The organism is Caballeronia sp. LZ008 (assembly GCF_031451435.1).
GTDB lineage: Bacteria > Pseudomonadota > Gammaproteobacteria > Burkholderiales > Burkholderiaceae > Caballeronia > Caballeronia zhejiangensis.
In genome coordinates, this window is record NZ_JARUXK010000003.1 from 566,172 (window position 1) to 587,616 (window position 21,445).

Here is a 21,445-nt window from a genome sequence, read left to right on the forward strand (position 1 = left end):
GTTTACCAAGACAAATCTCAGAAAACGATTAACTTTTCGTACGCGTCGATACGGGTGCTGAAAGGGCTTCCAACTCGCCCGTCAGCAACAGTTCTGCCACAGATTAGGGCAAATACTAGGATAGCCAGTAGGCAGCAAACCCACTATTCTTCGAAAAAACGTTTTCCAAAACCTCGGCGAGCTTGCGCTTTTAACCGGCGCAAAGCCATCGCCCACGGCGCTCGTCGCCGTTCACGCAACAAGAAACGCGGCACGACGAGCGCCGCCGCGTCCGGAGACTTACATGAACACTGTCGTTGCCGGCGTCGTGCGTACCGCCAGCCGCTATCGCTGGACCGTGTGCGCGCTGCTGTTTTTCGCCACGGTCATCAACTACATGGACCGGCAGATCCTCGGTCTGCTCGCCCCCATGCTGCAGCACGACATCGGCTGGACGCAGGTGCAGTACGGCCGCATCGTGATCGCGTTCTCGGCTTTCTATGCGATCGGCCTGCTGTGTTTCGGGCGTATCGTCGACTGGCTCGGCACGCGCATCTCTTATGCGCTCGCGATGTTCGTCTGGAGCATCGCCGCGATGCTGCACGCGGCCGTCGGCTCCGTGATGGGCTTCGCCATGGTCCGCGCGCTGCTGGGCATCGGCGAGGGCGGCAACTTCCCCGCGGCCATCAAGACGACCGCCGAATGGTTCCCGCGCCGTGAGCGCGCCCTCGCGACTGGTATTTTTAATTCCGGCGCGAACATCGGCGCGGTCTTCGCACCGGCACTCATTCCCGCGCTCGCGGTGGCCTTCGGGTGGCGCGCTGCGTTCGTGATGGTCGGCGCGATCGGCCTCGTGTGGCTCGTCGTGTGGTTCGTGATGTACCGCCAGCCGGACGGCCGCGCGCACGACGACGAAATCGCCGACGAAGGCGATGACACCAACGCCGCCGACGCGGCCAACGTCAAGGCGCGCGCGCCGGGGTTCAAGGAACTCATCAGGAAGCGTGAGACGTGGGCATTCATCGTCGGCAAGTTCCTGACGGACCCGGTGTGGTGGTTCTATCTGTTCTGGCTGCCGAAGTGGCTCAACGAATCGCGCGGCATGGACATGCAGCACATCGGCTTGCCGCTCGTCGTGATCTACGCGATCACGACCATCGGCAGCATCGGCGGCGGCTGGATTTCTTCCGCGCTGCTGCGCGCGGGCTGGACCGTGAATGCGGCGCGCAAGACGGCAATGCTGATCTGCGCATGCGCCGTGTTGCCGATCGCGTTCGTTTCGCAGGCAGAAAACCTGTGGGTCGCGGTGGCCATCGTCGGTCTCGCCGCAGCAGCGCATCAGGGCTGGTCGGCGAACCTCTTCACGACGGCATCGGACTTGTTCCCGCGACGTGCGGTGGGCGCGGTGGTCGGCATCGGCGGCATGGCCGGTTCGATCGGCGGCGTGCTGTTCTCGGAAGTGATCGGCCAGGTGCTGCAACGCACGGGTCACTACTGGGTGCTGTTCGCGATCGGCGCATCGGCGTATCTCATCGCCTTCGGGATCATGCACTTGCTCACGCCGAAGATGACGCCGGCGAAGCTCGCAGCGTAATTCGTATTAGCGATTATTAGTCAAGACATGCGCCGCGCCGCCCGCACTCGCAACTTGCAGGCAGCGCGGCGTACGTCATGCAGCGGCAGCAGTCGATTCACGCACGATGAGCCGCGGCTCGAACATGGAGTTGCCCGGATCGGGATGACCGGCGAGGGCGTCGATGAGCTTCTGCATCGCGAGTTCGCCCATCTTCTCGCTCTGAATGTCGACGGTCGTGAGTCCCGGCGCGGCGTATGCGCCGTAGGGCACGTTGTCGATGCCGGTCACCGAGACGTCCTGCGGCACGCGAATGCCGAGCGAAGCGGCTTCCTTCATGAAGCCGAGCGCGATCAGGTCGTTGTAGCAGATCACCGCTTGCGGGCGCTTCGGACCGAGCATCACGCGCGAGCAAGCCTGTTCGCCGGCAAGCGACGTTGGCGCATGGGCTTCGTAGATGTCGAGTTCGAGGCCCGCTTCGGCGAGACACTCGCGCGCGCCGCGAATGCGTTCATCGTTGATGCGCGCGTGCTCGAAGCCGAGATACGCGATGCGGCGATGCCCGAGATCGAGCAGATGACGCGCGAGCATGTAAGTAGCGAGGCGGCTGTTGATGCCGACGCTCGGAATCGGCAGCTCGGCGTTACGCAGCAGCACGACGGGCTTGTCGAGATCGAGCATCCACTGCGCGTTTTCGTCTGCCAGGCGCGAGCTGACGAGCAGGCCGTCCACGCGTTGCGCGAGCGCTTCGATGAGCGGCCGCTCGCGCGCCTGATTCTCGTCGATATCGACGAGCAGCAGCGTGTAGTCGTGCCGCAGCGCAATGCGGTTCGCGCCTTTCACGACATGCGTGAAGTGCGGATTGCTGATGTCGAGGATCGTGAGACCGATGGTGCGCGTCTTGCCGGTAATCATCGAGCGCGCAAGCGGGTTCGAGCGGTAGCCGAGCGAATCGATGGCTTCCTTGAGCTTGGCCTCGACCGGCGCGGAGAAGCGCTGCGCGCCATTGATGTACTTCGAGACGGTCGCGACGGAGACGCCCGCCGCAGCGGCGACGTCGCGAATGGTCGGGGAAATTTTTTTCATTCGGAGGGTAACGTTTTCGCACTGTTAACGGATTGTCGCAGAAATTCGGGAAACGATGACATCGAAACTTGCGTTTTGCATGCGGCGTTTTGCATGCCAGACGGCGATTGACGGCGCGTCGCGCCGATCGATATAGTCCCGAAAACGTTTTCTTCCTTATTGCTTTCAACGCATCAGTACGTATTGACAGGAGTCTCGATGAATCAGCCAAACGCAGCGGCCAAGCCGTTCAAGCGTCTGCTTCTGACCGGCGCGGCCGGCAATCTGGGTCGTCAGTTGCGCGGCGCGCTCGCTCAATGGGCCGACGTCGTGAGGCTCTCCGACATCGCGCCGCTCGACGATGCAGCGAGCCATGAAGAGATCAGCGCCGTCGATCTCGCGGATCGCGACAAGGTGATGCAGCTCGTCGAGGGCGTCGACGCGATCGTGCATCTCGGCGGCATCTCGATCGACGCGCCGTTCGACGATCTGATCGAAGCGAATATCCGCGGTACGTACAACATCTATGAAGCGGCGCGCCGTCATGGGGTGAAGCGCATCGTGTTCGCGAGCTCGAACCATGCAATCGGCTTTCATCCAGTCACCGAAGTGCTCGACGCCGATTCGCCCCATCGCCCGGACAGTCTTTATGGCGTGACCAAGTGCTTCGGCGAATCGCTGTCGCGCTATTACTTCGATCGCTTCGGCATCGAGACGGTGAACCTGCGCATCGGTTCGTCGTTCGAGGAGCCGAAGAATCCGCGCATGCTCGTCACGTATCTGAGCTACCGCGATTTCATCGAGCTCGTGCGCTGCTCGCTGTTCACGAATCGCGTCGGTCATGCGGTGGTGTACGGCGCTTCTGACAATCCGGTGAAGTGGTGGGACAACTCGAAGGCGGGCTTCCTCGGCTTCAATCCGCAAGACAGCTCGGCCCAGTTCGACGGGCTCTTTCCGGTGACCGGACCGAGCGCCGATCGCGATGATCCGGCGCAGCGCTTCCAGGGCGGCCCGTTCGTATTGGGCGAGCCGATGGAGCGCAAGCGATGAGCGCCGCCGTGCGCGCGGAACGCATCGACGCGGCCGGGCGCGCGACCGTCGGCGAATGTCCGGTATGGCGCGCGCAAGAGGGCGCGCTGTATTGGGTCGATATTCCCGCGCGACGGATCGTCAGGCTCGAGATCGAAAGCGCGAGACGTACGGAATGGGCGTTCGACGAACAGGTCGCATGCTTTGCGTTCGACAAGGCTGGGCGCGTCGTCGCGGGCATGGAAAGCGGCATGTTCGGCGTGACGCTCGCCGACGCGAACCAGGCGCACGCCGTGAAGCTCGCAGCGCCTTCGTTTCCCGCGACGGGCATGCGCTTCAACGATGGCCGCTGCGACAGGCAAGGGCGCTTCTGGGCCGGAACGATGGTGATGGACATGTCGCTCGCGAGTGCCGTCGGCGCGCTGTATCGCTTCGATGAGAAGGGCGCTTTGTCGGAGCCGGTCGTCGATGGTCTGATCACGCAGAACGGCCTCGCATGGTCGCCGGATGGCAGAACGATGTATTTGTCGGACTCGCATCCGCAACGGCGCATGATCTGGGCATTCGACTTCGACCCCGACACCGGCACGCCGCACGCGCAGCGCGCATATGCCGATCTGCATCACTACGCGGGCCGTCCCGATGGCGCCGCGGTCGATGCGGACGGCTGCTACTGGACGTGTGCGAACGACGCCGGCCGCCTGCTGCGTTTCACACCGCGCGGCGAACTCGATCGCGAGATCGTGCTGCCTGCGAGCAAGCCGTCGATGTGCGCGTTCGGCGGCAGCGATCTGAAAACGCTCTATGTCACGACTATTCGTCCGGCAATGAATGCCACTGACGACGACGGTCACGTGTTCGCATTGAACCCCGGCGTGCAAGGATTACCGGAGCCGGAGTACGCCGCGCTGTTACCGGTAGCATAAACTTCACGAAAACGGGGCGATCATTCGCCCCGTCCGCATTTTTTTCGCATGATTTGGGACGCAAACGATTCGAGCGCACTTTATTGGCGCGCATCGAAATGATGGACACGTCCCCCTTCGGAACCGATACCAAGCACAAACACCAATGCTGCAAGTCCTTCTGAAAGAGTAGTCTCCGCAGGTATCTCAAGCACCCGCGATCAACAGATTCTCTAATCCGGAGGAGACATTGATGGACCTTGAAGCTCGCACCATGAAGCGCGTGATGGTTCGCCTCGTGCCGTTCCTGATCTTGTGTTACTTCATCGCATATCTGGACCGCGTCAACGTCGGCTTTGCCGCATTGCAGATGAACAAGGCGCTCGGTTTCACTGCGAGCATGTTCGGTTTCGGCGCCGGCATTTTCTTCATCGCCTATTTCTTTTTCGAGGTTCCTTCGAACCTGCTGCTCGAACGATTCGGCGCGCGCCGCTGGATCGCACGCATCATGTTCACGTGGGGCATCCTCGCAGCCGCGATGGCCTACATTCCGCATATCGCGCAGGCGACGGGCCTCTCCAACGCATACGTGTTCTATGGCTTGCGCATCCTGCTCGGCGTCGCGGAAGCGGGCTTCTTTCCCGGCATCATCTTTCTGCTGACCTTGTGGTTCCCGGCGAAGTATCGCGGCCGCGTCGTCGGCTATTTCATGGCGGCGATTCCACTGTCCACCGTGATCGGCGGACCGATCTCCGGCGCGCTCTTGCAGATGGACGGCATCAACGGCATGGCGGGCTGGCAGTGGCTGTATCTGATCGAAGCGATTCCCGCGTTGCTGCTCGCGTTCGTCGTGTACTTCTATCTGACCGACAAGCCCTCCGACGCACACTGGCTTGCAAAAGAAGAGCGTGACTGGCTCGTCGATCGTCAGGCGCAAGAGCGCGCGCATCGCGAATCCGTGCATGCGTTCAGCGTGAAGGAAGCCATTTTCAATCCGCGCGTGCTCGCCATTGCCCTGATCTACTTCGGCGCGAATGCCACGAACTATGGGCTGAGCTTCTTCCTGCCGCAGATCGTCAAATCGTTCGGTCTTTCCAACTTGCAGACCGGCTTCGTCACGTCATTGCCCTATGCCGTGGGCGTGATCAGCATGGTGCTGTGGGGCCGTCATTCGGATCGCAAGCTCGAACGGCGCTGGCATGTCGCGATTGCGTTGATGGTAGCGGCGGGCGGCATCGCGGCATCGGCGGGCCTCGACGATCCGGTGATGAAGATGATCGCGCTGTCGATCGCGGGCTTCGGCATCTTCGGTTGCCTGCCGGTGATCTGGACGCTGCCGGCCTCGTTCCTTTCGGGTGCGGCGGCGGCGGGCGGCATCGCGGCGATCAACTCGCTCGGCAATCTCGCGGGCTTCTTCGGTCCCTATGCGATGGGCTGGATCAAGGACAGCACGGGCGGCTTCGGCGCGGGCCTGCTGTGCCTGGCAGGGGCGGGCATGGTCGGCGTGGCGGCGGTCCTGCTGCTGCATCACGATCAGGCACTGGAGACGATTTCCGGCGCGCATGACGTCGAGGATGGCGAGCCGAACATGGCGCGTTGATGTTGCATCGCGAGTACCGCGCCAACGCGCGGTACTCGCGTATTCATTCAAGCGACGACTGCGCGCGTCGCAATCTCTCCCGGCTGTTGATCAGATGCAGACGCATCGCGGTGCGCGCCGAATCGGCATCGCCGCGTTCAATGGCGTCCGCGATCTGTTCATGCTCGCGATTCACGCGCATCAGGTAATCCGCGTATTGATCGCGCGGAATCGGCGTCGCCGTGATGCGCGTGCGCGGAATCATGCGCGTGCCCAGATGCTCCATGATCTCGACGAAATAGCGATTGCCCGTTGCATGCGCGATCTCCATGTGAAAGCGCAGATCGGGCGATACGGTATCGCTTGCTTCGCCCACATTTCTTGAAAAGTCCGCGAGCGTCGAGCGCATCGTCGCAAGACGCGCGGCATCGCAACGCATTGCGGCAAGTCCCGCGCTTTCGGTTTCGAGACTGATGCGCAATTCGAGGATGGCGAGCGCATCGATCGAACCGGCGACATCGGCGGGATCGAGGTGCAGAAGAGGCGACATGCCCGCTTCACACACGAACGTACCGATGCCATGCCGCGTTTCCACGAGTCCTGCCGCTTGCAGACGCGACAGCGCCTCACGCACGACGGTGCGGCTCACGCCGAAGCGCTGAACCATTTCCGCTTCCGTCGCGAGCCTGCTGCCGCCCTTCAGTTCCTGTGCATCGATCTGGGCGCGCAAGGCGTCGACGAGTTGCGCGGTCAGACTGCGTCGCGCTTGCGGCGATGCAATCGAGGATGCGTCGGTGCCGGCATGAAGATCGGGCGATAGCGTCACGGTATTCTCGTTGGCGTGGGTTTTACACACATTGACAAATCGTTCGGCAAATGATGATATGCGTCATGCAGTGATATGACAACGTACAAGAAGATGCGCGCAGGGTAATCCCTAGCGACGACAGCCTTCAGGAGACACAACACGATGGAACAACAAACCAGCACGCCGTCCGCCGACGAAGATGCGCAATTCGATCGTCTGTTGCTGACGGGCGCCGCCGGCGGAATCGGCCGCGCGATCCGGCATCGCGTCGCCGAGTTCGCGCGGCATGTGCGGATCTCCGACTTGCCTGGCGTGTTGCAGGGCGACGCCGCGCCTCACGAAGAGATCGCTCCTTGCGATCTCGCCGACCGCGACGCCGTCGATGCGCTTGCGATGGACTGCGACGCGATCATTCATCTCGGCGGGGTATCGGTCGAGCGTCCGTTCGAAGAGATTCTCGAAGCCAACATCAAGGGCGTTTTCAATCTTTACGAAGCGGCGCGCCGTCAGGGCGTGAAGCGCATCGTGTTCGCAAGCTCGAATCACGTCACGGGTTTCTATCGGCAGGACGAACGAATCGACGCCACTGCGCGCAAGCGCCCCGATGGCTACTACGGCTTGTCGAAGTCCTTCGGCGAGGACATGGCGCAAATGTATTTCGACCGGTACGGCATCGAGACGGTGAGCATTCGTATCGGCTCCGTGTTTCCGGAGCCGAAGGACCGCCGCATGATGGCGAGCTGGATGAGCTACGACGATTTTCATGACCTGTTGCGCCGCAGTCTCTTCACGAAAGACGTCGGCCACACGATCGTCTTCGGCATGTCGGCGAACGCGCATACATGGTGGGACAACCGCTGCGCCGCGCATCTCGGCTTCGTTCCGCGTGACTCGTCCGAGCAGTTCCGCGAAAAGGTCGAAGCGACGCCGCCGCCGGCGCCCACCGATCCGGTGGCGGTGCTGCAGGGCGGTGCCTTCACGACGACTGGCCCGTTCGATCCGGTTTAATGCATGCGAAATGCAGTATCACGGCACTCGTAGTATGTCGTCATACATCCAGAGCGGGCGCACAGCGTGTTAGCGCCCACACCCGACAGGAACTCTTGCCGCCATGTTCTCTCTCGATTTTTCACCGCTGCTGCCGTACTGGCCGACGTTCCTGCTGGGCGCATGGCTCACGCTCAAGATGACTTGCGTGGCTGTGTTCTTCGGGCTGATTCTCGGCATGCTGGTGGCGTTCGCGAAGCGCGCGAAAGTGCCGGTCCTCACGCGCCTGTGCATCGTCTATATCGAGGCGGTGCGCAATACGCCGTTCCTCGTGCAGATCTTTCTGCTGTACTTCGGTCTTGCGAGCATCGGCTTGCGCATGCCGACGTTCGCGGCCGCCGCGCTCGCGATGACGATCAACATCGGCGCATATGCGGCCGAGATCATCCGCGCGGGACTCGAATCGGTGCCACGCGGACAAATCGAAGCGGCCGAATGCCTCGGGCTTCCGAAGTGGCGCATCGGCTGGCATGTGATGTTGCAGCCGTCGATCGAAAAGGTCTATCCCGCGCTGACGAGCCAGTTCCTGCTGATGATGCAGGCCTCCGCGATCGCCTCGCAGATTTCGGCCGAAGAGCTCACGGCGGTCGCGAACACTGTGCAGTCCGATACGTTCCGCTCGCTCGAAACGTACATCGTGGTCGCGGCGCTGTATCTGGCGTTGTCGCTCGTCATCAAGCTCATCGCGTGGGCGGTGGGAGAGCATCTCTTCAAGCGCCGCCGCGCGATCCGGCTTGCTGCTAAACGCGCCGGCAAGACGCCGCCCGATCCGCAGCGCATCGATACGGTCATTCCCGGAGGTGCGGCATGAGCGGCGGATTCACGTCATCGCACCTTGTCTATCTAGTGCAATCGATCGGCTGGACGCTCGTGCTTTCCGCGCTTGCGTTCGTGCTCGGCGGTATCGGCGGCTTTGCCGTGATGCTCGCGCGCATCTCGCCGCGCGCATGGCTTGCGCGCGTGGCGCTCGTGTATATCGAGGCGATTCAGGGCATACCGCTGCTGATCCTGCTGTTCATCGTGTACTTCGGCCTGTCGGTGTACGGCTATCAGGTGCCCGCCCTCGTCGCGGCCGGCCTCGCGCTGATGATCTATTCGAGCGCATATCTCGGCGATATCTGGCGCGGCTGTATCGAAGCGATGCCCAAGCCGCAGTGGGAAGCGTCGGAATGCCTGTCGCTCACGCGCTGGCAGACGCTGCGCCTCGTCATCATCCCGCAGGCGATGCGTCTCGCGCTGCCGCCGACCGTCGGGTTTCTCGTGCAGCTCATCAAGATGACGTCGCTTGCTTCGGTGATCGGCTTCATCGAGCTGACGCGCGCGGGGCAGATCATCAATAACTCGATCTTCCAGCCGTTCCTCATCTTCGGTCTGGTCGGCGCTTTCTATTTCGTCCTGTGCTATCCGCTTTCGCGCTGGAGCCAATCGATGGAGAACAAGCTCAATGTCAGCAATCGTTAAGGTCGGCGATATTCACAAGAGCTTCGGCTCCAATCATGTTCTCAAGGGCGTTTCCTTCGAAGTCAACAAGGGCGAGATGATCGCCGTGATCGGCGCGAGCGGTTCGGGCAAGAGCACGGCGTTGCGTTGCATCGACAGGCTGGAGACGATCGACCAAGGGCAAATCGAAGTGTGCGGCATTCGCGTCCATGATCCGAAGGTCGATCTGCATCTGTTGCGCCGCGAAGTGGGCATCGTGTTTCAAAGCTACAACCTCTTTCCGCATCTGACGGTCGAAGAGAACATCATGCTCGCGCTGCGTCACGTCAAGAAGATGTCGCGCGACGAAGCGCGGCGCATTGCGATGAACGTGCTGGAGCAAGTCGGTCTCGGACAGAAGGCCGATGCGTATCCCGAGCAATTGTCGGGCGGACAGCAGCAGCGCGTGGCGATCGCGCGCTCACTCGCGATGTCGCCAAAGGTGATGCTGTTCGACGAAGTGACCTCGGCGCTCGATCCGCAATTGACGGGCGAAGTGCTGCGCGTGATGGAAGACCTCGCTGCCGACGGCATGACGATGCTGCTCGTCACGCACGAGATGGCCTTCGCGAAGCGCGTGGCGGATCGCATCATCTACATGCATCAGGGAACGGTTTGGGAAGTGGGCGACGGAAGCATGCTCGATGCGCCGCGCACACCCGAATTGCGCGCATTCCTCGATAACGGACTTTGATAATCGCAGCATCAATTCAGCAACATTAATAACGACGGAGACGTAACTTGAAAGCGAAATCAATCATTGCACGCGCAACGCTCGCAACGTTGATGATGGCAGGCGCGGTTCACAGCGTGATGGCCGATGAACTCGACGACATCAAGAAGGCAGGCGTCGTGCGCGTCGCGATCGCCATCGGCACGCCGCTCTTCAGCTATGCCGACCAGAACCTGAAGCCCGCGGGATCGGACGTCGATACTGCCGCCGCGCTTGCGAAGGATCTCGGCGTGAAGCTAGAACTCGTGCAGATCACCAACGCCGCGCGCATTCCGACGCTGCAGGCGAAGCGCGCGGACCTCGTGATTTCCTCGCTGTCGGTCACGCCGGAGCGCGCCAAAGTCGTCGATTTCTCGAACCCGTATGCGGTCATCTCGATCATCGTTGGCGGCGTGAAGACGGCGAACGTGAAGAGCTATGCGGATCTCGACGGCAAGACCATCGGCCTCACGCGTGCAACGGTGAACGACACGCTGACGACACAGCAGGCGAAGGGCGCACAGATTCAGCGCTATGAAGACGATGCGACGCTCATCACGTCGATGGTCACGGGACAGGTCGACATCTTCTCCAGCACGCCTTCGAACTTGAAGGAGATGCAGGATCGCGCTCCGCAACGCAACATCGAGATGAAGTTCGAGCAGAAGACGTTCGATCTCGGCATCGCGATGAACAAGGACCAGCCGCGCCTGAAGGAATGGGTGAACAACTGGGTCGGCGCGAACATGAAGAGCGGCAACCTCAACACGATCTACAAGAAGTATCACGGACGGGATCTGCCGGAGAACATGCGCAAGGGCGCCTGAGCGCAGGGTCTCGCTTCAGTCATGCGCAACGGCGGCGGGTCATCGATCCGCCGCCGTTGTCGTTTGCATTACGCATACCGGATTCATTCCGGAATGATGCATTCAAAATACCGCGATCGCCTATCCTGAACGCCCGCACCACGCGGTCTCGACACGGTTCAGGACAAACCGCCGCGCTCCGGCGTACACTCCTTTTGCGTTTTGAATCCTGCATGCATTGAGCCAACACGGATGCGCGCCACGTCATTCCGTGCGCGGCTCCGTCGATCACTGGACATCCTCTCTTCATCACGGGACACATCATGGCCAAGGGCACGATAGCGGACTATCTGGCGAAGACACTGGCGGCGGCGGGCGTAGAGCGAATCTGGGGCGTGACGGGCGACAGCCTGAACGGTTTGGCGTTCAGCCTCGATCGTGTCGGCTCGATCCGCTGGATGCATACGCGTCACGAGGAAGCAGCCGCTTTCGCGGCCGGAGCCGATGCCGCCGCGACAGGCAAACTCGCCGTATGCGCGGGCAGTTGCGGCCCAGGCAATCTGCATCTCATCAATGGTCTTTACGACTGTCATCGCAATCATCAACCGGTGCTCGCCATTGCGGCGCACATTCCATCGACGGAAATCGGCCTCGGCTACTTTCAGGAAACGCATCCGCAGGAATTGTTCAGGGAATGCAGTCACTTCGTGGAGCTGGTGTCGAATGCGTCGCAGTTTCCGCGCGTGCTCGAACGCGCGATGCGTGCGGCGATCGATCAGCGCGGCGTCGCGGTGATCGTGTTGCCGGGCGACGTCGCATTGAGCGAAGGCCCGGCCGTCGAGCCGCGCTGGACCGCGAGCGCGCCGGGCGCGATCGTGCCGGCAGACGCCGATCTCGACAAGCTCGCGAGCCTTCTGAACGGCTGCGAAGCGGTGACGATCATGTGCGGCAGCGGCGTCGCCGGCTCGCACGACGAAGTGGTCGCGCTCGCCGATACGCTCGGAGCACCGATCGTGCATGCGTTGCGCGGCAAGCAGTTCATCGAGTACGACAACCCGTTCGATGTCGGCATGACAGGGCTCATCGGTTTCAGTTCGGGCTATCACGCGATGATGTCGTGCGACACGCTGCTCCTGCTCGGATGCGATTTTCCGTATCGCCCGTTCTATCCGCCGCAAGCGAAGATCGTGCAGATCGACTGGCGCGGCTCGCAACTCGGACGCCGCGCGCCGCTGGAAATGGGGCTCGTCGGCACGATCAAGGAAACGCTCGCGGCGCTCTTGCCGAAGCTCCAACGCAAGGACGAGCGGCGTTTTCTCGAGAACGCATTGAAGCACTATGCGACCGCCCGCAAGGACCTCGACGATCTCGCGACGCCATCCGCGCCGGGACGTCCGATTCATCCGCAATATCTGACGAAGCTCGTCGATGAAATCGCAGCCGACGACGCGATCTTCACCGTCGACGTCGGCACGCCGACACTGTGGGCCGCGCGTTATCTGACAATGAACGGCAAGCGCCAGTTGCACGGCTCGTTCAATCACGGCTCGATGGCAAACGCAATGCCGCAGGCGCTCGGCGCTCAGGCCGCGCGGCCGCAACGGCAAGTCGTTTCGCTATCGGGCGACGGCGGTTTGTCGATGCTGCTCGGCGATCTGCTCTCGGCCGTGCAACTCGATCTCCCGATCAAGGTCGTCGTGTTCAACAACAGCCTGCTCGGTTTCGTGTCGATGGAACTGAAGGCTGGCGGCTATCTAGACACCAACGTCGATCTCAGCAAGACCGATTTCTCGCAGATCGCGAAGGGCGCGGGCATCTGGTCGGTGCGCGTCGAGGAATCGGAGCAACTCGAAAACGCGCTGCGCGAAGCGTTCGCGCACAAGGGACCGGCGGTCGTCGATGTCGTCACGTCGAAGCATGAACTCGCGATGCCGCCGACCATCGAACTGTCGCAAGCGAAGGGCTTCAGCCTCTATATGTTGCGAGCGATCCTGAGCGGGCGCGGCGATGAGATCGTCGAACTCGCGCGCACGAATCTGCGTTGAGCCATGAACGAATCGAACGATACGCTGCCACTCGATCACGTTTTCGAATACGAAGGACAAGCCGTGCGCTACGGCATGATCGGCGAGGGCGCGCCGCTCGTGATGGTGCACGGCACGCCGTTTTCATCGCAGGTGTGGCGACGCATCGCACCGGTAGCGGCGCGTTTGCGGCGTGTGCATTACTTCGATCTGCTGGGCTACGGTGCGTCGGAGATGCGCGAGGGGCAGGACGTATCGCTCGGCGTGCAGAATCGCGTGCTCGCGGCGCTTCTCGCGCACTGGTGCGGTGAGTGGAACGGTGCCTTGCCCGATGTGCTCGCACACGATTTCGGCGGCGCGACATCGCTGCGAGCCGCGTTGATCGACGGCTGCGCGTATCGTTCGCTGATGCTCGTCGATCCGGTCGCCGTCGCGCCGTGGGGATCGCCCTTCGTGCGTCATGTGCGACAGCATGAAGCCGCGTTTGCGGGTGTGCCGCCGTACATGCATCAGGCGATGCTCGATGCGTATCTGCAGGGTGCGGCGCATCGGCGGTTGCAGCAAGAGACGCTGCGCGTCTATACGCGGCCGTGGACCGGCAAAGTCGGGCAGGCCGCGTTCTATCGGCAGATCGCGCAGATGGATCAGCGCTATACCGATGAAGTGCAATCGCGCTATGGCGAATTGAAATGCCCCGTATCGATTCTTTGGGGCGAAGAGGACGAGTGGATACCGGTCGAGCGCGGTGTCGAACTCGCATCGCTGATTCCGGGCGCGCGCTTTACGCGCGTGCACGGATCAGGGCATCTGATGCAGGAAGATGCGCCCGAAGCGATCGTCGGCGAATGGCTGACGTTCGCGGACGCAATCCAGTAACGCGATCAGAAGCGCTATCAGAAGCGCGATCAGAAGCGATAAGTGACGCCCACCTTTACGATCGGATAGAAGCGCAACTTGTCCGCCTTGTTCTGCAGATCCTGCTGTTCGGCGTCGATGTTTTCCTGTCCCGCCGCCGCGACGATATCCGCCGGAACGTCGAGCGTGACGCGCGGGCGGCCATACGCGACGCCTGCATCGAAGAACGCGGAGAAGCCTTTCTCGGCAACAGGCGTATGCCCGAAGCCGATGCCGATATACGGACGCACGGCCGGGAACTTAGCCTTGGCGTGAATGCTTTCCCCGAAAGTCGGATAAGCGATGCCGTCGATGGTGTAGGTGCCGTTCATGCTGGTCGCGGTGCCATCGACATGATCGCCGCCGATGAGCGCGCCAGCCGTGATGCGAAAACCGACCGTTCCCGGCGCGGGAAAAAAGTCGAAATAGAAGCCGCCGTGATAGATGCTCGCGGTGCCGTCGTAGTGAAGACCGCCAGCGTCGAAGTTATGCGAGAACTTCAGGCCGTTGAATTCGGCGCGCACGTTGTCGCGCGTGCCGAGCGGTTCCGAGTAGCCGATGCCCACGCCTTCGGTGCCGATCTGACCGTAGATTTCGCGGGCGTGCGAGAGCGGAGCGGCAAGCGCGGCGAGCGTGCCGATAGCGGCCGCGCATGCGGCCAACGACTTCTTCATTGCAGATTATCCGTGGAGGAGATGGACGAGAGGGCGTCCAGGCGAAAGCGGCGAATAGTGCCGGCTGGTGCGGGAGAGCCGTGCGCGACGGAGGCGTCGCTGTTGATGATTGTGTTTACGGAAACGTTTGCTGAAAACTTTAGCTAAATCGTTCCACAAAAATGCGGAACGGAACCGGCAAGAAATGATGACCGGTTCCGCATTCAACATCGCTCGTTTTTAGACCTTGTTCCTTGCGCTTTCAGCACGGAATGCCGCTTCGCCGGCATCGGAGATTTCGACCCATTTTTTATCGGGCGGCGCATCGTCGACATAACTGTCGTGCCAGTTCCACCACTTATAGGTCGGTGTCTGCGGATAGCCTTCAGGCGAGTCTTCCCAGAGTTCCTGTCGGCCGAGCGGCGTGATGTCGAGATAGTTCCAGGTATTGCCCATCTGCTCGTCGCCGCGATTGTTGAGAAAGTACGTGCGAAATGCACGGTCTCCTTCGCGGAAGAACACGTTCGTGCCGTGCCACTCGTCGACGCCGAAGTCGGCATCGAAGCGATCCGTCAGCGTGAACCAGGGAATGGTCCAGCCCATGCGTTCCTTCAGCCGCGCGATGTCCTGCTGCGGCGCGCGCGATACGAAGACGAGCGTCGTGTCGCGCGCATTCAGATGTGCAAGATGCGCGACCTGATCCGCGACCAGCGAGCAGCCGCGGCACGCGTGCTCCGGCCATCCGAAGACGCCCGGCTCATAGAACGCGCGATAGACGATCAACTGACGCCGGCCATCGAAAAGATCGAGAAAGCCGATCTTGCCCGCGGGGCCTTCGAACATGTAGTCCGTCTTCACGGCGGTCCAGGGCATGCGGCGGCGTTCAGCGGCGAGCGCGTCGCGCGCGCGCGTCTGGGCTTTCTCCTTCACCAGCAACTGCTGACGCGCTGCTTCCCATTGCTCCTGCGACACGACGGGCGGCGTGCGCATCCCTGTTTCGTCGGATGTAGTCATGGCCTTGCAACCTCCTGAGTCGGACTCTTGCTCGTTGTTTGCCGTGATTCAGTCTGACTCGGATAGCGGAAAACGGAAAGTAACAAGTGTGACGCCATTTGCCCGATCGCGCGTTCCGATGGCCCGACGCGCGACCGCAGCAATCAGGGTCAAGCCCACGAAGCGCGCAGCGCGTGCATCGTTTTCCAGTACGTGAAGAAGCGTCCCGCGAAGATGCCCGCGACGATGCCCGACACGGCAGCGTCGATTGCCGCATAGGTCGTGAGCGCGGGCAGATAGGCGACGGTCGCCATCTCGAAGCCGAGCCAGAACTTCGCGATGAACGTCGCGAGGATCAGCAGCATCGGCAACATGGAGCCGGGCAGCATCACGGTTCGCGCGATCGGATCGACGATGAAGCGGCTCTGGCTCGCAAGGAACACGCCGCCGACGATGCCCGCCCCCAGCGTGGCGATCCACACGGCGACGGCCATCCATCCGGCGAGCGGCGACGCGACGAGATGCGCGATGCCCATGCCCGCGAAAATAATCGGAACGAGTGCGAGCTTCGACAGCGGGGTGGTGCTGGCCTGCATCGCCTTGATGCCGCGATACAAAAGAAATGCGAGCAGCACCCAGACCCACGTCGGCGTGCCTTGAGCGATGGCGATTGGCGTCATGATCATCTCCTTGCAAGTGGTTGTTTGATGCGCATGATGACGCCGGAGAATGAGCCGCGAATGAGTTGGCGAGCGTATGCGCGCGTCGCGGGAATTAAGCGAATTCCGAAAACCCGTCGCGCGACGGGTAAAATGCGGCGCCTGCCCGACGATCGGCTAGAGAGGCCGCGCGTGACCCGCGCGCGCCGGCATCGCGGGCAGCGTCCGCCCCACGAGGGCAAGCTTTCGTCCGTCTGCGCCTGTCCGGTCAACCCGCGCACCGCCGCTTTCGCTGAACCAAACACGACACGCAACGACATTCGAGGATCGTTTTCATGCTTGCCCGCATCACCCGCCTTTTCCCGCTCTGGGCCGTGCTGGTTTCCATCGCCGCCTATAGCGCGCCTTCATCCGTGACGGGCATCGCGCCGCACGTCACGACGCTTCTCACGATCATCATGCTGTCGATGGGCGTCACGCTTTCCATCGACGATTTCAGGCGCGTGTTCACGCGGCCCGCGCCGGTCATCGCGGGCATCGTGCTGCATTACCTCGTGATGCCGCTCGCCGCGTGGGTCATCGCGAAAGCGCTGCACATGCCGCCCGATCTGATGGCGGGCATGGTGCTCGTCGGCAGCGTTGCGAGCGGCACGGCGTCGAACGTGATGATCTATCTCGCGCGTGGCGACGTGGCGCTGTCCGTCACGATCAGCGCGCTCTCGACGCTCGTCGGCGTGTTCGCGACGCCGCTGCTCACGCGCCTTTATGTCGATGCCTCCATCGCCGTCGACGTGCACGGCATGCTGATGAGCATCGTGCAGATCGTCGCGCTGCCTATCGTCATCGGCCTCGTCGTGAACCATCTGTTCGGCAAGCTCGTGCGCAAGATCGAGTGGATGCTGCCGCTCGTGTCGATGGTGGCGATCCTGCTCATCATCGCCGCGGTGGTCGGCGGCACGCAGAAGAGCATCGCGTCGGTGGGCATGGTCGTCGCGGTGGGCGTGGTGCTGCACAACGGCATCGGTCTATTGGGCGGCTATTGGGGCGGGCGTCTGCTCGGCTTCGACGAAGCCGTCTGCCGCACGCTGGCAATCGAAGTCGGCATGCAGAACTCGGGGCTCGCGGCGACGCTCGGCAAGCTGTATTTCACGCCGATCGCGGCGTTGCCCGGCGCACTTTTCTCGGTGTGGCACAACCTGTCGGGGTCGATGCTCGCGGGCTATTGGGCGGGACGTCCGGCGAAAGGCTCGACGCGCGAAGCCCACGCGCAGGCCGCCGTCGCGCGGCACGGCTGAGCGTGTGAATCGATCGAAAAAAAACGCGCCGATTGTGGCGCGTTTTTTTTCGGACGCGAAATCAACTCGCCGCGAGCGATGCTTCCGCGACCGGCCGGTCATCGATCGGAAAATGCAGCAGCGCCGCGACGAGTCCGGCGATTGCCGTCGCGGCCCAGATCAGCGAGTACGAGCCGGTCGTGTCGAACACGTAGCCGCCGAGCCACGCGCCGAGAAACGATCCGAGCTGATGACTGAGAAACACGACGCCGAATAGCGTGCCCAGATGCCGCGTGCCGAACACCTTCGCGATGAGTCCGTTGGTGAGCGGCACCGTGCCCAGCCACGTCAGGCCCATCACGGCGGCGAAGACGACGACGGATACGCTCGTCGTCGGCAACAGGACGAAGAGGGCGATCGCGCCGCCCCGAATCAGATAGAGCCACGCGAGGACGTGATGCTGCCGCCAGCGTCCGCCGAGCCAGCCGCATCCCCAACTGCCGATCATGTTGAAGAGGCCGATCAGCGCGAGCGCGGTCGCGCCGAGTCCGACCGGCATGTGGCACAGCATCAGATAGCCGGGCAGATGTGTCGCGATGAACGCAAGCTGAAAGCCGCAAGTGAAAAAGCCGAGCGTCAGCAGCCGATAACCGCGATGCCGCGACGCATACGCGAGCGTTTCGCGCAACGGCATCGCGGCGGCTTGCGCGTGCGTTTCGTGCGATGCCGAAGATGCCTTGCTCCGGCGGCTCGCGCGATCGAGCGCGATGCCGAGCGGCGCGGCGAGCAGCAGCACGAAGGCGAGGGCATAGAGCGACGCCGGCACGCCCGCATGCACGCGCACTTCCTGCGCGAACGGCACCATCAGCACCTGGCCGAGCGAGCCGCCCGCGCTGGCCAGGCCCATCGCGACGCTGCGTGTTTGCGGCGACGCCACGCGTCCGACCGTCGCGAGCACGACGCCGAAACTCGTGCAACTGATGCCGATGCCCACGAGCAAGCCGAGACCGAGCACGAGCATCCAGCCGGAAGTCGCGGCGGCGGCGAGCGCGAGCCCGGCGGCGAACGTGGCCGCGCCCGTCGCGACGACCGGCGCTGCGCCGTATCGATCGGCGGCCGCGCCCGCGAACGGCTGCGCGAAGCCCCACACGAGGTTGTGCAGCGCGATCGCGAAGGCGATCAGCGTGACGGGCATGCCGCGATCGAACGAAAACGGCCCGATGAAAAGCCCGAACGTCTGGCGCACGCCCATCGCGGCGCTCAGGATCAGCGCGGCCGCGCCGATGAGCACCCACGTCGTCGCGCGGTCCGTGGCCGATCGTGTGGTCGATAAAGACGACATGGCTCGTTCCTCCTTGCGGCCATCGTCGCAGGCGAACGTCCGTGCTGACAAACGAAAAGATTTCGCCGTCGGATGAGCGCAGTTCAACCGTTATCGACGAAACCGGCCGCTTGTTCGATCAGCCAGTTGCGAAACGCGACGAAATCCGCGCGCGCACTCGCTTGCGGCGTCTCGCAGAGCCAGTAGGCGGTTTGCGTCTCGACGCTCGTCGCGGACGCTTCGACCAGCGTGCCCGCCGCCAGCTCGCGATCGACGAGCGGACGCCTGCCGATGACGACGCCAAGCCCGGCCGCGGCGGCATCGAAGCCGAGCTGAACGGTATCGAAGCGAAGGCCGCCGTGCAGATCGAGACCGTCGATGCCCGCGCCGTCCATCCACGCTTGCCAGTCCTGACTGGCCGTATCGATGTGAATGAGTGCGGCGCGGGTGAGATCCGGAACGGCGCCGGCGCCGGTCAGCATCGCGTGATAGGCGGGGCTGCACACCGGCACGAGCCGCTCGCCGAAGAGACGTTGCCACGACGATGCGCCATCGACCGGGCCGCGCGAGAGGCGCAGGCCGAAGTCGAAGCCGTCGACGGGAAAGCCCGCCTGGCGGCGCGAAGTGTCCACGGTGACGTCGATGTTGGGCCAGCGCGCGCGGAAATCGGCGAGGCGCGGCACGAGCCAGCGGGCCGCGAGCGTCGGCGCGCACGTAACCGAGATCGCGCGGCGCTTGCGCCTGTCGGGCAGCGACTGCGTGCCGACGACGATAAGCGAAAACGCTTCGGCGATGTACGGCAGATAGTGTTCGCCGGCGGCGGAGAGCGACAGCCCGCGCGGCTCGCGCACGAAAAGCTCGACGCCGAGCATCGCTTCAAGCGCGCCGATGCCGTGGCTCACGGCACCCGGCGTCACGTTGAGTTCGGCGGCCGCGAGCTTGAAACTGCGATGGCGCGCGGCGGCTTCGAAGAGACGCAGGGCGTTGAGCGGCGGGAGGCGCTGAGACATGGTCGCGTGGGAATCGACGAAAGGTGCGCCTATATTGCCATTCCCCGACAGCGAAGAGGTCAGGCCGATGTCTGCCGCCGCGCCTGCCACCAGTCGAGAATGCGCCGCGCGATGAGCGCGAACGGCGGATTGGCGAACAGCACCGCCGCGCTCAACGCGATGCATCCGCACACGAGAAACGTGCCGCGATAGCCGAGCGCGGCCACGAGCGCGCCGGACAGAACGCCCGACAGGATCGATCCGACGCGCGACGCGTTGAAGAAAAGCGCCGTCGCCGATCCGGGGCTTTGCGGCATCAGATCCTGCATGTACGTCATGCCGAGGCACGACGTCACCGAGACGACGAAGGCGTTGAAGGCTTGCATCGGAATGAGGAATTGGACGTTGGGCGACGCCGCCACTGCAATGAAATAAATCAGATGCACGACGGCGCACGACGCGAGCCATCGCTGCTTGTCGAGACGCGAAGCACGCGCGCCGAGCGCGAGCATCATCGGAATTTCGAGGAATGCGCCGAGGCCCAGCATGATCGATACGTCGATGCGCGTGCCGTGCATGCCGTGCACGACGTAGAGCGGCAGGACGATCATCGTAGCGCTCGCGGCGAGCCCGATGAGCGTCATCGCGACGGTCGCGCGCCAGATCTCGGCGCGAGAGTGCGACGCGCCGGGGTGCGGCGGGACGAGCTCCTCGGTGTCGGGCGCGGTGACTTCGAGCAGCGATGTCGGGTCGCCGGCGTAGTGCGCCGGTGCGCTGTGCGGGTCGCCCCTGGGCGAGCCGTGCATGCGCCAGACGATCGCGCCGCACGCGACGAAACAGGCCGCCGCGAACAGAAACAGGCCGTAGAAGCCGGCGCCGGCGAGCACCAGCGCGCCGACGGAGGGTCCGAAGACCCACGCCATCGAAAGAACGGTTCGCAAGGTGGCGAGCGCGAGGGACCGCTCGGCTTCGTCGTCGGCGGGCAACGCCGCGCGCGCGAACGAGAACACGAGCGACATCGCGGAGCCGCCTGCGCCGAGAAACAGGATGCCGATCACGACCAGCGCGGTGTAATTGCGCACGACGCACATCAACAGAAAACCGAGCGATGAAGCAATGAGCGCCGCGAGCAGCAATTCCCGATGATGGCCGTGCCTGTCGGACCATTTTCCGGCAAACGCGCTGGCCACGACGCCGCTCGCGGCGATGACCGTCATGAAGACGCCGAGCTTCAAGGGGCTCATATCCGCCTGTTCGACGCTGAACAGCGACAGATACGGCGCGGTGAACGACATCGCGACGCCGAGCATCAGGGTCGCGCTGGAGAGCGGCAGGAAGAACGGGATGCGGGTGAGACCGAGCAGGCGTGTGTTCATCGGGACGTGGGTCGGCTTGGGGACTCGGGCCGAAAAGGCAGGTCGTGCTTTGAGCGCAAGCGGCGTACCGCTTTGAATGCGGCAACGCGCGGAACTTGCGCAGTTTGCCATCGTTGTCGGAGGATGCGTGTAGCGATTAGTTAATCGTGATTGACATAATGCAAATTAGCGCAGGAATTGATGTAGGAGCAACATGAGAATGTCGTGTTCTAGCAAGATACAAATGTCGTGTTTTTGCGACCACTGGCAAGCTGGCGACTGACTGCACCACTGCAGGAGC

General features: G+C 62.9%; 20 protein-coding genes. 12 read left to right on the forward strand and 8 right to left on the reverse strand.

The window, feature by feature from the left end:
• Positions 1 to 283 precede the first annotated feature (283 nt).
• Positions 284 to 1,573: an MFS transporter gene (locus tag QCE49_RS21725; protein WP_250440952.1), complete on the forward strand. Its 1,290-nt coding sequence runs from the start codon at positions 284 to 286 to the stop codon at positions 1,571 to 1,573.
• Positions 1,574 to 1,648: 75 nt separating this feature from the next.
• Here the strand turns inward: QCE49_RS21725 and QCE49_RS21730 are convergent, their stop codons facing one another.
• Positions 1,649 to 2,638 carry a LacI family DNA-binding transcriptional regulator gene (locus QCE49_RS21730; protein WP_008348017.1) on the reverse strand — a complete coding sequence of 330 codons (990 nt, stop codon included), beginning with the start codon at positions 2,636 to 2,638 and terminating at the stop codon, positions 1,649 to 1,651.
• Positions 2,639 to 2,836: 198 nt separating this feature from the next.
• Here QCE49_RS21730 and QCE49_RS21735 point away from each other — a divergent pair, with 198 nt between their 5' ends.
• The 3 genes from QCE49_RS21735 (at position 2,837) to QCE49_RS21745 (ending at position 6,151) form a co-directional block, all read left to right on the forward strand.
• Entirely contained in the window at positions 2,837 to 3,667 is an 831-nt protein-coding gene (locus tag QCE49_RS21735) for an NAD(P)-dependent oxidoreductase (RefSeq protein ID WP_008348019.1), read from the forward strand.
• A complete protein-coding gene (locus tag QCE49_RS21740; RefSeq protein WP_250457297.1) occupies positions 3,664 to 4,572 on the forward strand; it encodes an SMP-30/gluconolactonase/LRE family protein in 909 nt (302 codons plus the stop codon). The genes QCE49_RS21735 and QCE49_RS21740 overlap by 4 nt, the downstream gene beginning before the upstream one ends.
• Positions 4,573 to 4,804: 232 nt before the next feature.
• Positions 4,805 to 6,151, forward strand: a complete 1,347-nt coding sequence (locus tag QCE49_RS21745; RefSeq protein ID WP_008348022.1) for an MFS transporter — start codon at positions 4,805 to 4,807, stop codon at positions 6,149 to 6,151.
• Between the two features lie 43 nt (positions 6,152 to 6,194).
• Here QCE49_RS21745 and QCE49_RS21750 read toward each other — a convergent pair whose 3' ends face one another.
• Positions 6,195 to 6,956, reverse strand: a complete 762-nt coding sequence (locus QCE49_RS21750) for a FadR/GntR family transcriptional regulator (protein ID WP_250457298.1) — start codon at positions 6,954 to 6,956, stop codon at positions 6,195 to 6,197.
• Positions 6,957 to 7,100: 144 nt separating this feature from the next.
• On the opposite strand from QCE49_RS21750, the gene QCE49_RS21755 reads away from it, so the two are divergent.
• The 7 genes from QCE49_RS21755 (at position 7,101) to QCE49_RS21785 (ending at position 13,882) form a co-directional block, all read left to right on the forward strand.
• Positions 7,101 to 7,946: an NAD(P)-dependent oxidoreductase gene (locus QCE49_RS21755; protein WP_008348024.1), complete on the forward strand. Its 846-nt coding sequence runs from the start codon at positions 7,101 to 7,103 to the stop codon at positions 7,944 to 7,946.
• Positions 7,947 to 8,049: 103 nt separating this feature from the next.
• Positions 8,050 to 8,796, forward strand: a complete 747-nt coding sequence (locus tag QCE49_RS21760) for an amino acid ABC transporter permease (RefSeq protein WP_175980815.1) — start codon at positions 8,050 to 8,052, stop codon at positions 8,794 to 8,796.
• Entirely contained in the window at positions 8,793 to 9,446 is a 654-nt protein-coding gene (locus QCE49_RS21765) for an amino acid ABC transporter permease (protein WP_008348026.1), read from the forward strand. Before QCE49_RS21760 ends, QCE49_RS21765 begins: the two co-directional genes overlap by 4 nt.
• Positions 9,430 to 10,158: an amino acid ABC transporter ATP-binding protein gene (locus QCE49_RS21770; protein WP_250457300.1), complete on the forward strand. Its 729-nt coding sequence runs from the start codon at positions 9,430 to 9,432 to the stop codon at positions 10,156 to 10,158. The genes QCE49_RS21765 and QCE49_RS21770 overlap by 17 nt, the downstream gene beginning before the upstream one ends.
• Before the next feature lie 47 nt (positions 10,159 to 10,205).
• A complete protein-coding gene (locus QCE49_RS21775) occupies positions 10,206 to 11,003 on the forward strand; it encodes a transporter substrate-binding domain-containing protein (protein ID WP_008348028.1) in 798 nt (265 codons plus the stop codon).
• Between the two features lie 302 nt (positions 11,004 to 11,305).
• Positions 11,306 to 13,027, forward strand: a complete 1,722-nt coding sequence (gene poxB / locus QCE49_RS21780; RefSeq protein ID WP_033536202.1) for a ubiquinone-dependent pyruvate dehydrogenase — start codon at positions 11,306 to 11,308, stop codon at positions 13,025 to 13,027.
• Positions 13,028 to 13,030: 3 nt separating this feature from the next.
• Positions 13,031 to 13,882: an alpha/beta fold hydrolase gene (locus tag QCE49_RS21785; RefSeq protein WP_250457301.1), complete on the forward strand. Its 852-nt coding sequence runs from the start codon at positions 13,031 to 13,033 to the stop codon at positions 13,880 to 13,882.
• Between the two features lie 29 nt (positions 13,883 to 13,911).
• Here the strand turns inward: QCE49_RS21785 and QCE49_RS21790 are convergent, their stop codons facing one another.
• From QCE49_RS21790 to QCE49_RS21800, 3 genes are all read right to left on the reverse strand, one after another.
• Positions 13,912 to 14,574 carry a hypothetical protein gene (locus tag QCE49_RS21790; RefSeq protein WP_008348031.1) on the reverse strand — a complete coding sequence of 221 codons (663 nt, stop codon included), beginning with the start codon at positions 14,572 to 14,574 and terminating at the stop codon, positions 13,912 to 13,914.
• A gap of 219 nt (positions 14,575 to 14,793) precedes the next feature.
• Complete coding sequence (locus tag QCE49_RS21795; RefSeq protein WP_250440956.1) at positions 14,794 to 15,567, reverse strand: DUF899 domain-containing protein; 774 nt, start codon at positions 15,565 to 15,567, stop codon at positions 14,794 to 14,796.
• Positions 15,568 to 15,716: 149 nt separating this feature from the next.
• Positions 15,717 to 16,226 carry a DUF6622 family protein gene (locus QCE49_RS21800; RefSeq protein WP_250457303.1) on the reverse strand — a complete coding sequence of 170 codons (510 nt, stop codon included), beginning with the start codon at positions 16,224 to 16,226 and terminating at the stop codon, positions 15,717 to 15,719.
• A 314-nt stretch (positions 16,227 to 16,540) separates the two neighbouring features.
• On the opposite strand from QCE49_RS21800, the gene QCE49_RS21805 reads away from it, so the two are divergent.
• The gene (locus QCE49_RS21805) at positions 16,541 to 17,500 is read left to right on the forward strand and encodes a bile acid:sodium symporter family protein (protein WP_008348034.1); all 960 of its coding nucleotides are present in this window, start codon (positions 16,541 to 16,543) and stop codon (positions 17,498 to 17,500) included.
• 61 nt (positions 17,501 to 17,561) lie between these two features.
• On the opposite strand, the gene QCE49_RS21810 is transcribed toward QCE49_RS21805, so the two are convergent.
• From QCE49_RS21810 to QCE49_RS21820, 3 genes are all read right to left on the reverse strand, one after another.
• Positions 17,562 to 18,821: an MFS transporter gene (locus tag QCE49_RS21810; protein WP_250440957.1), complete on the reverse strand. Its 1,260-nt coding sequence runs from the start codon at positions 18,819 to 18,821 to the stop codon at positions 17,562 to 17,564.
• Between the two features lie 83 nt (positions 18,822 to 18,904).
• Positions 18,905 to 19,810, reverse strand: a complete 906-nt coding sequence (locus tag QCE49_RS21815; RefSeq protein WP_250457304.1) for a LysR substrate-binding domain-containing protein — start codon at positions 19,808 to 19,810, stop codon at positions 18,905 to 18,907.
• A gap of 59 nt (positions 19,811 to 19,869) precedes the next feature.
• A complete protein-coding gene (locus QCE49_RS21820; protein WP_250457306.1) occupies positions 19,870 to 21,165 on the reverse strand; it encodes a sugar efflux transporter in 1,296 nt (431 codons plus the stop codon).
• Positions 21,166 to 21,445: the final 280 nt, after the last annotated feature.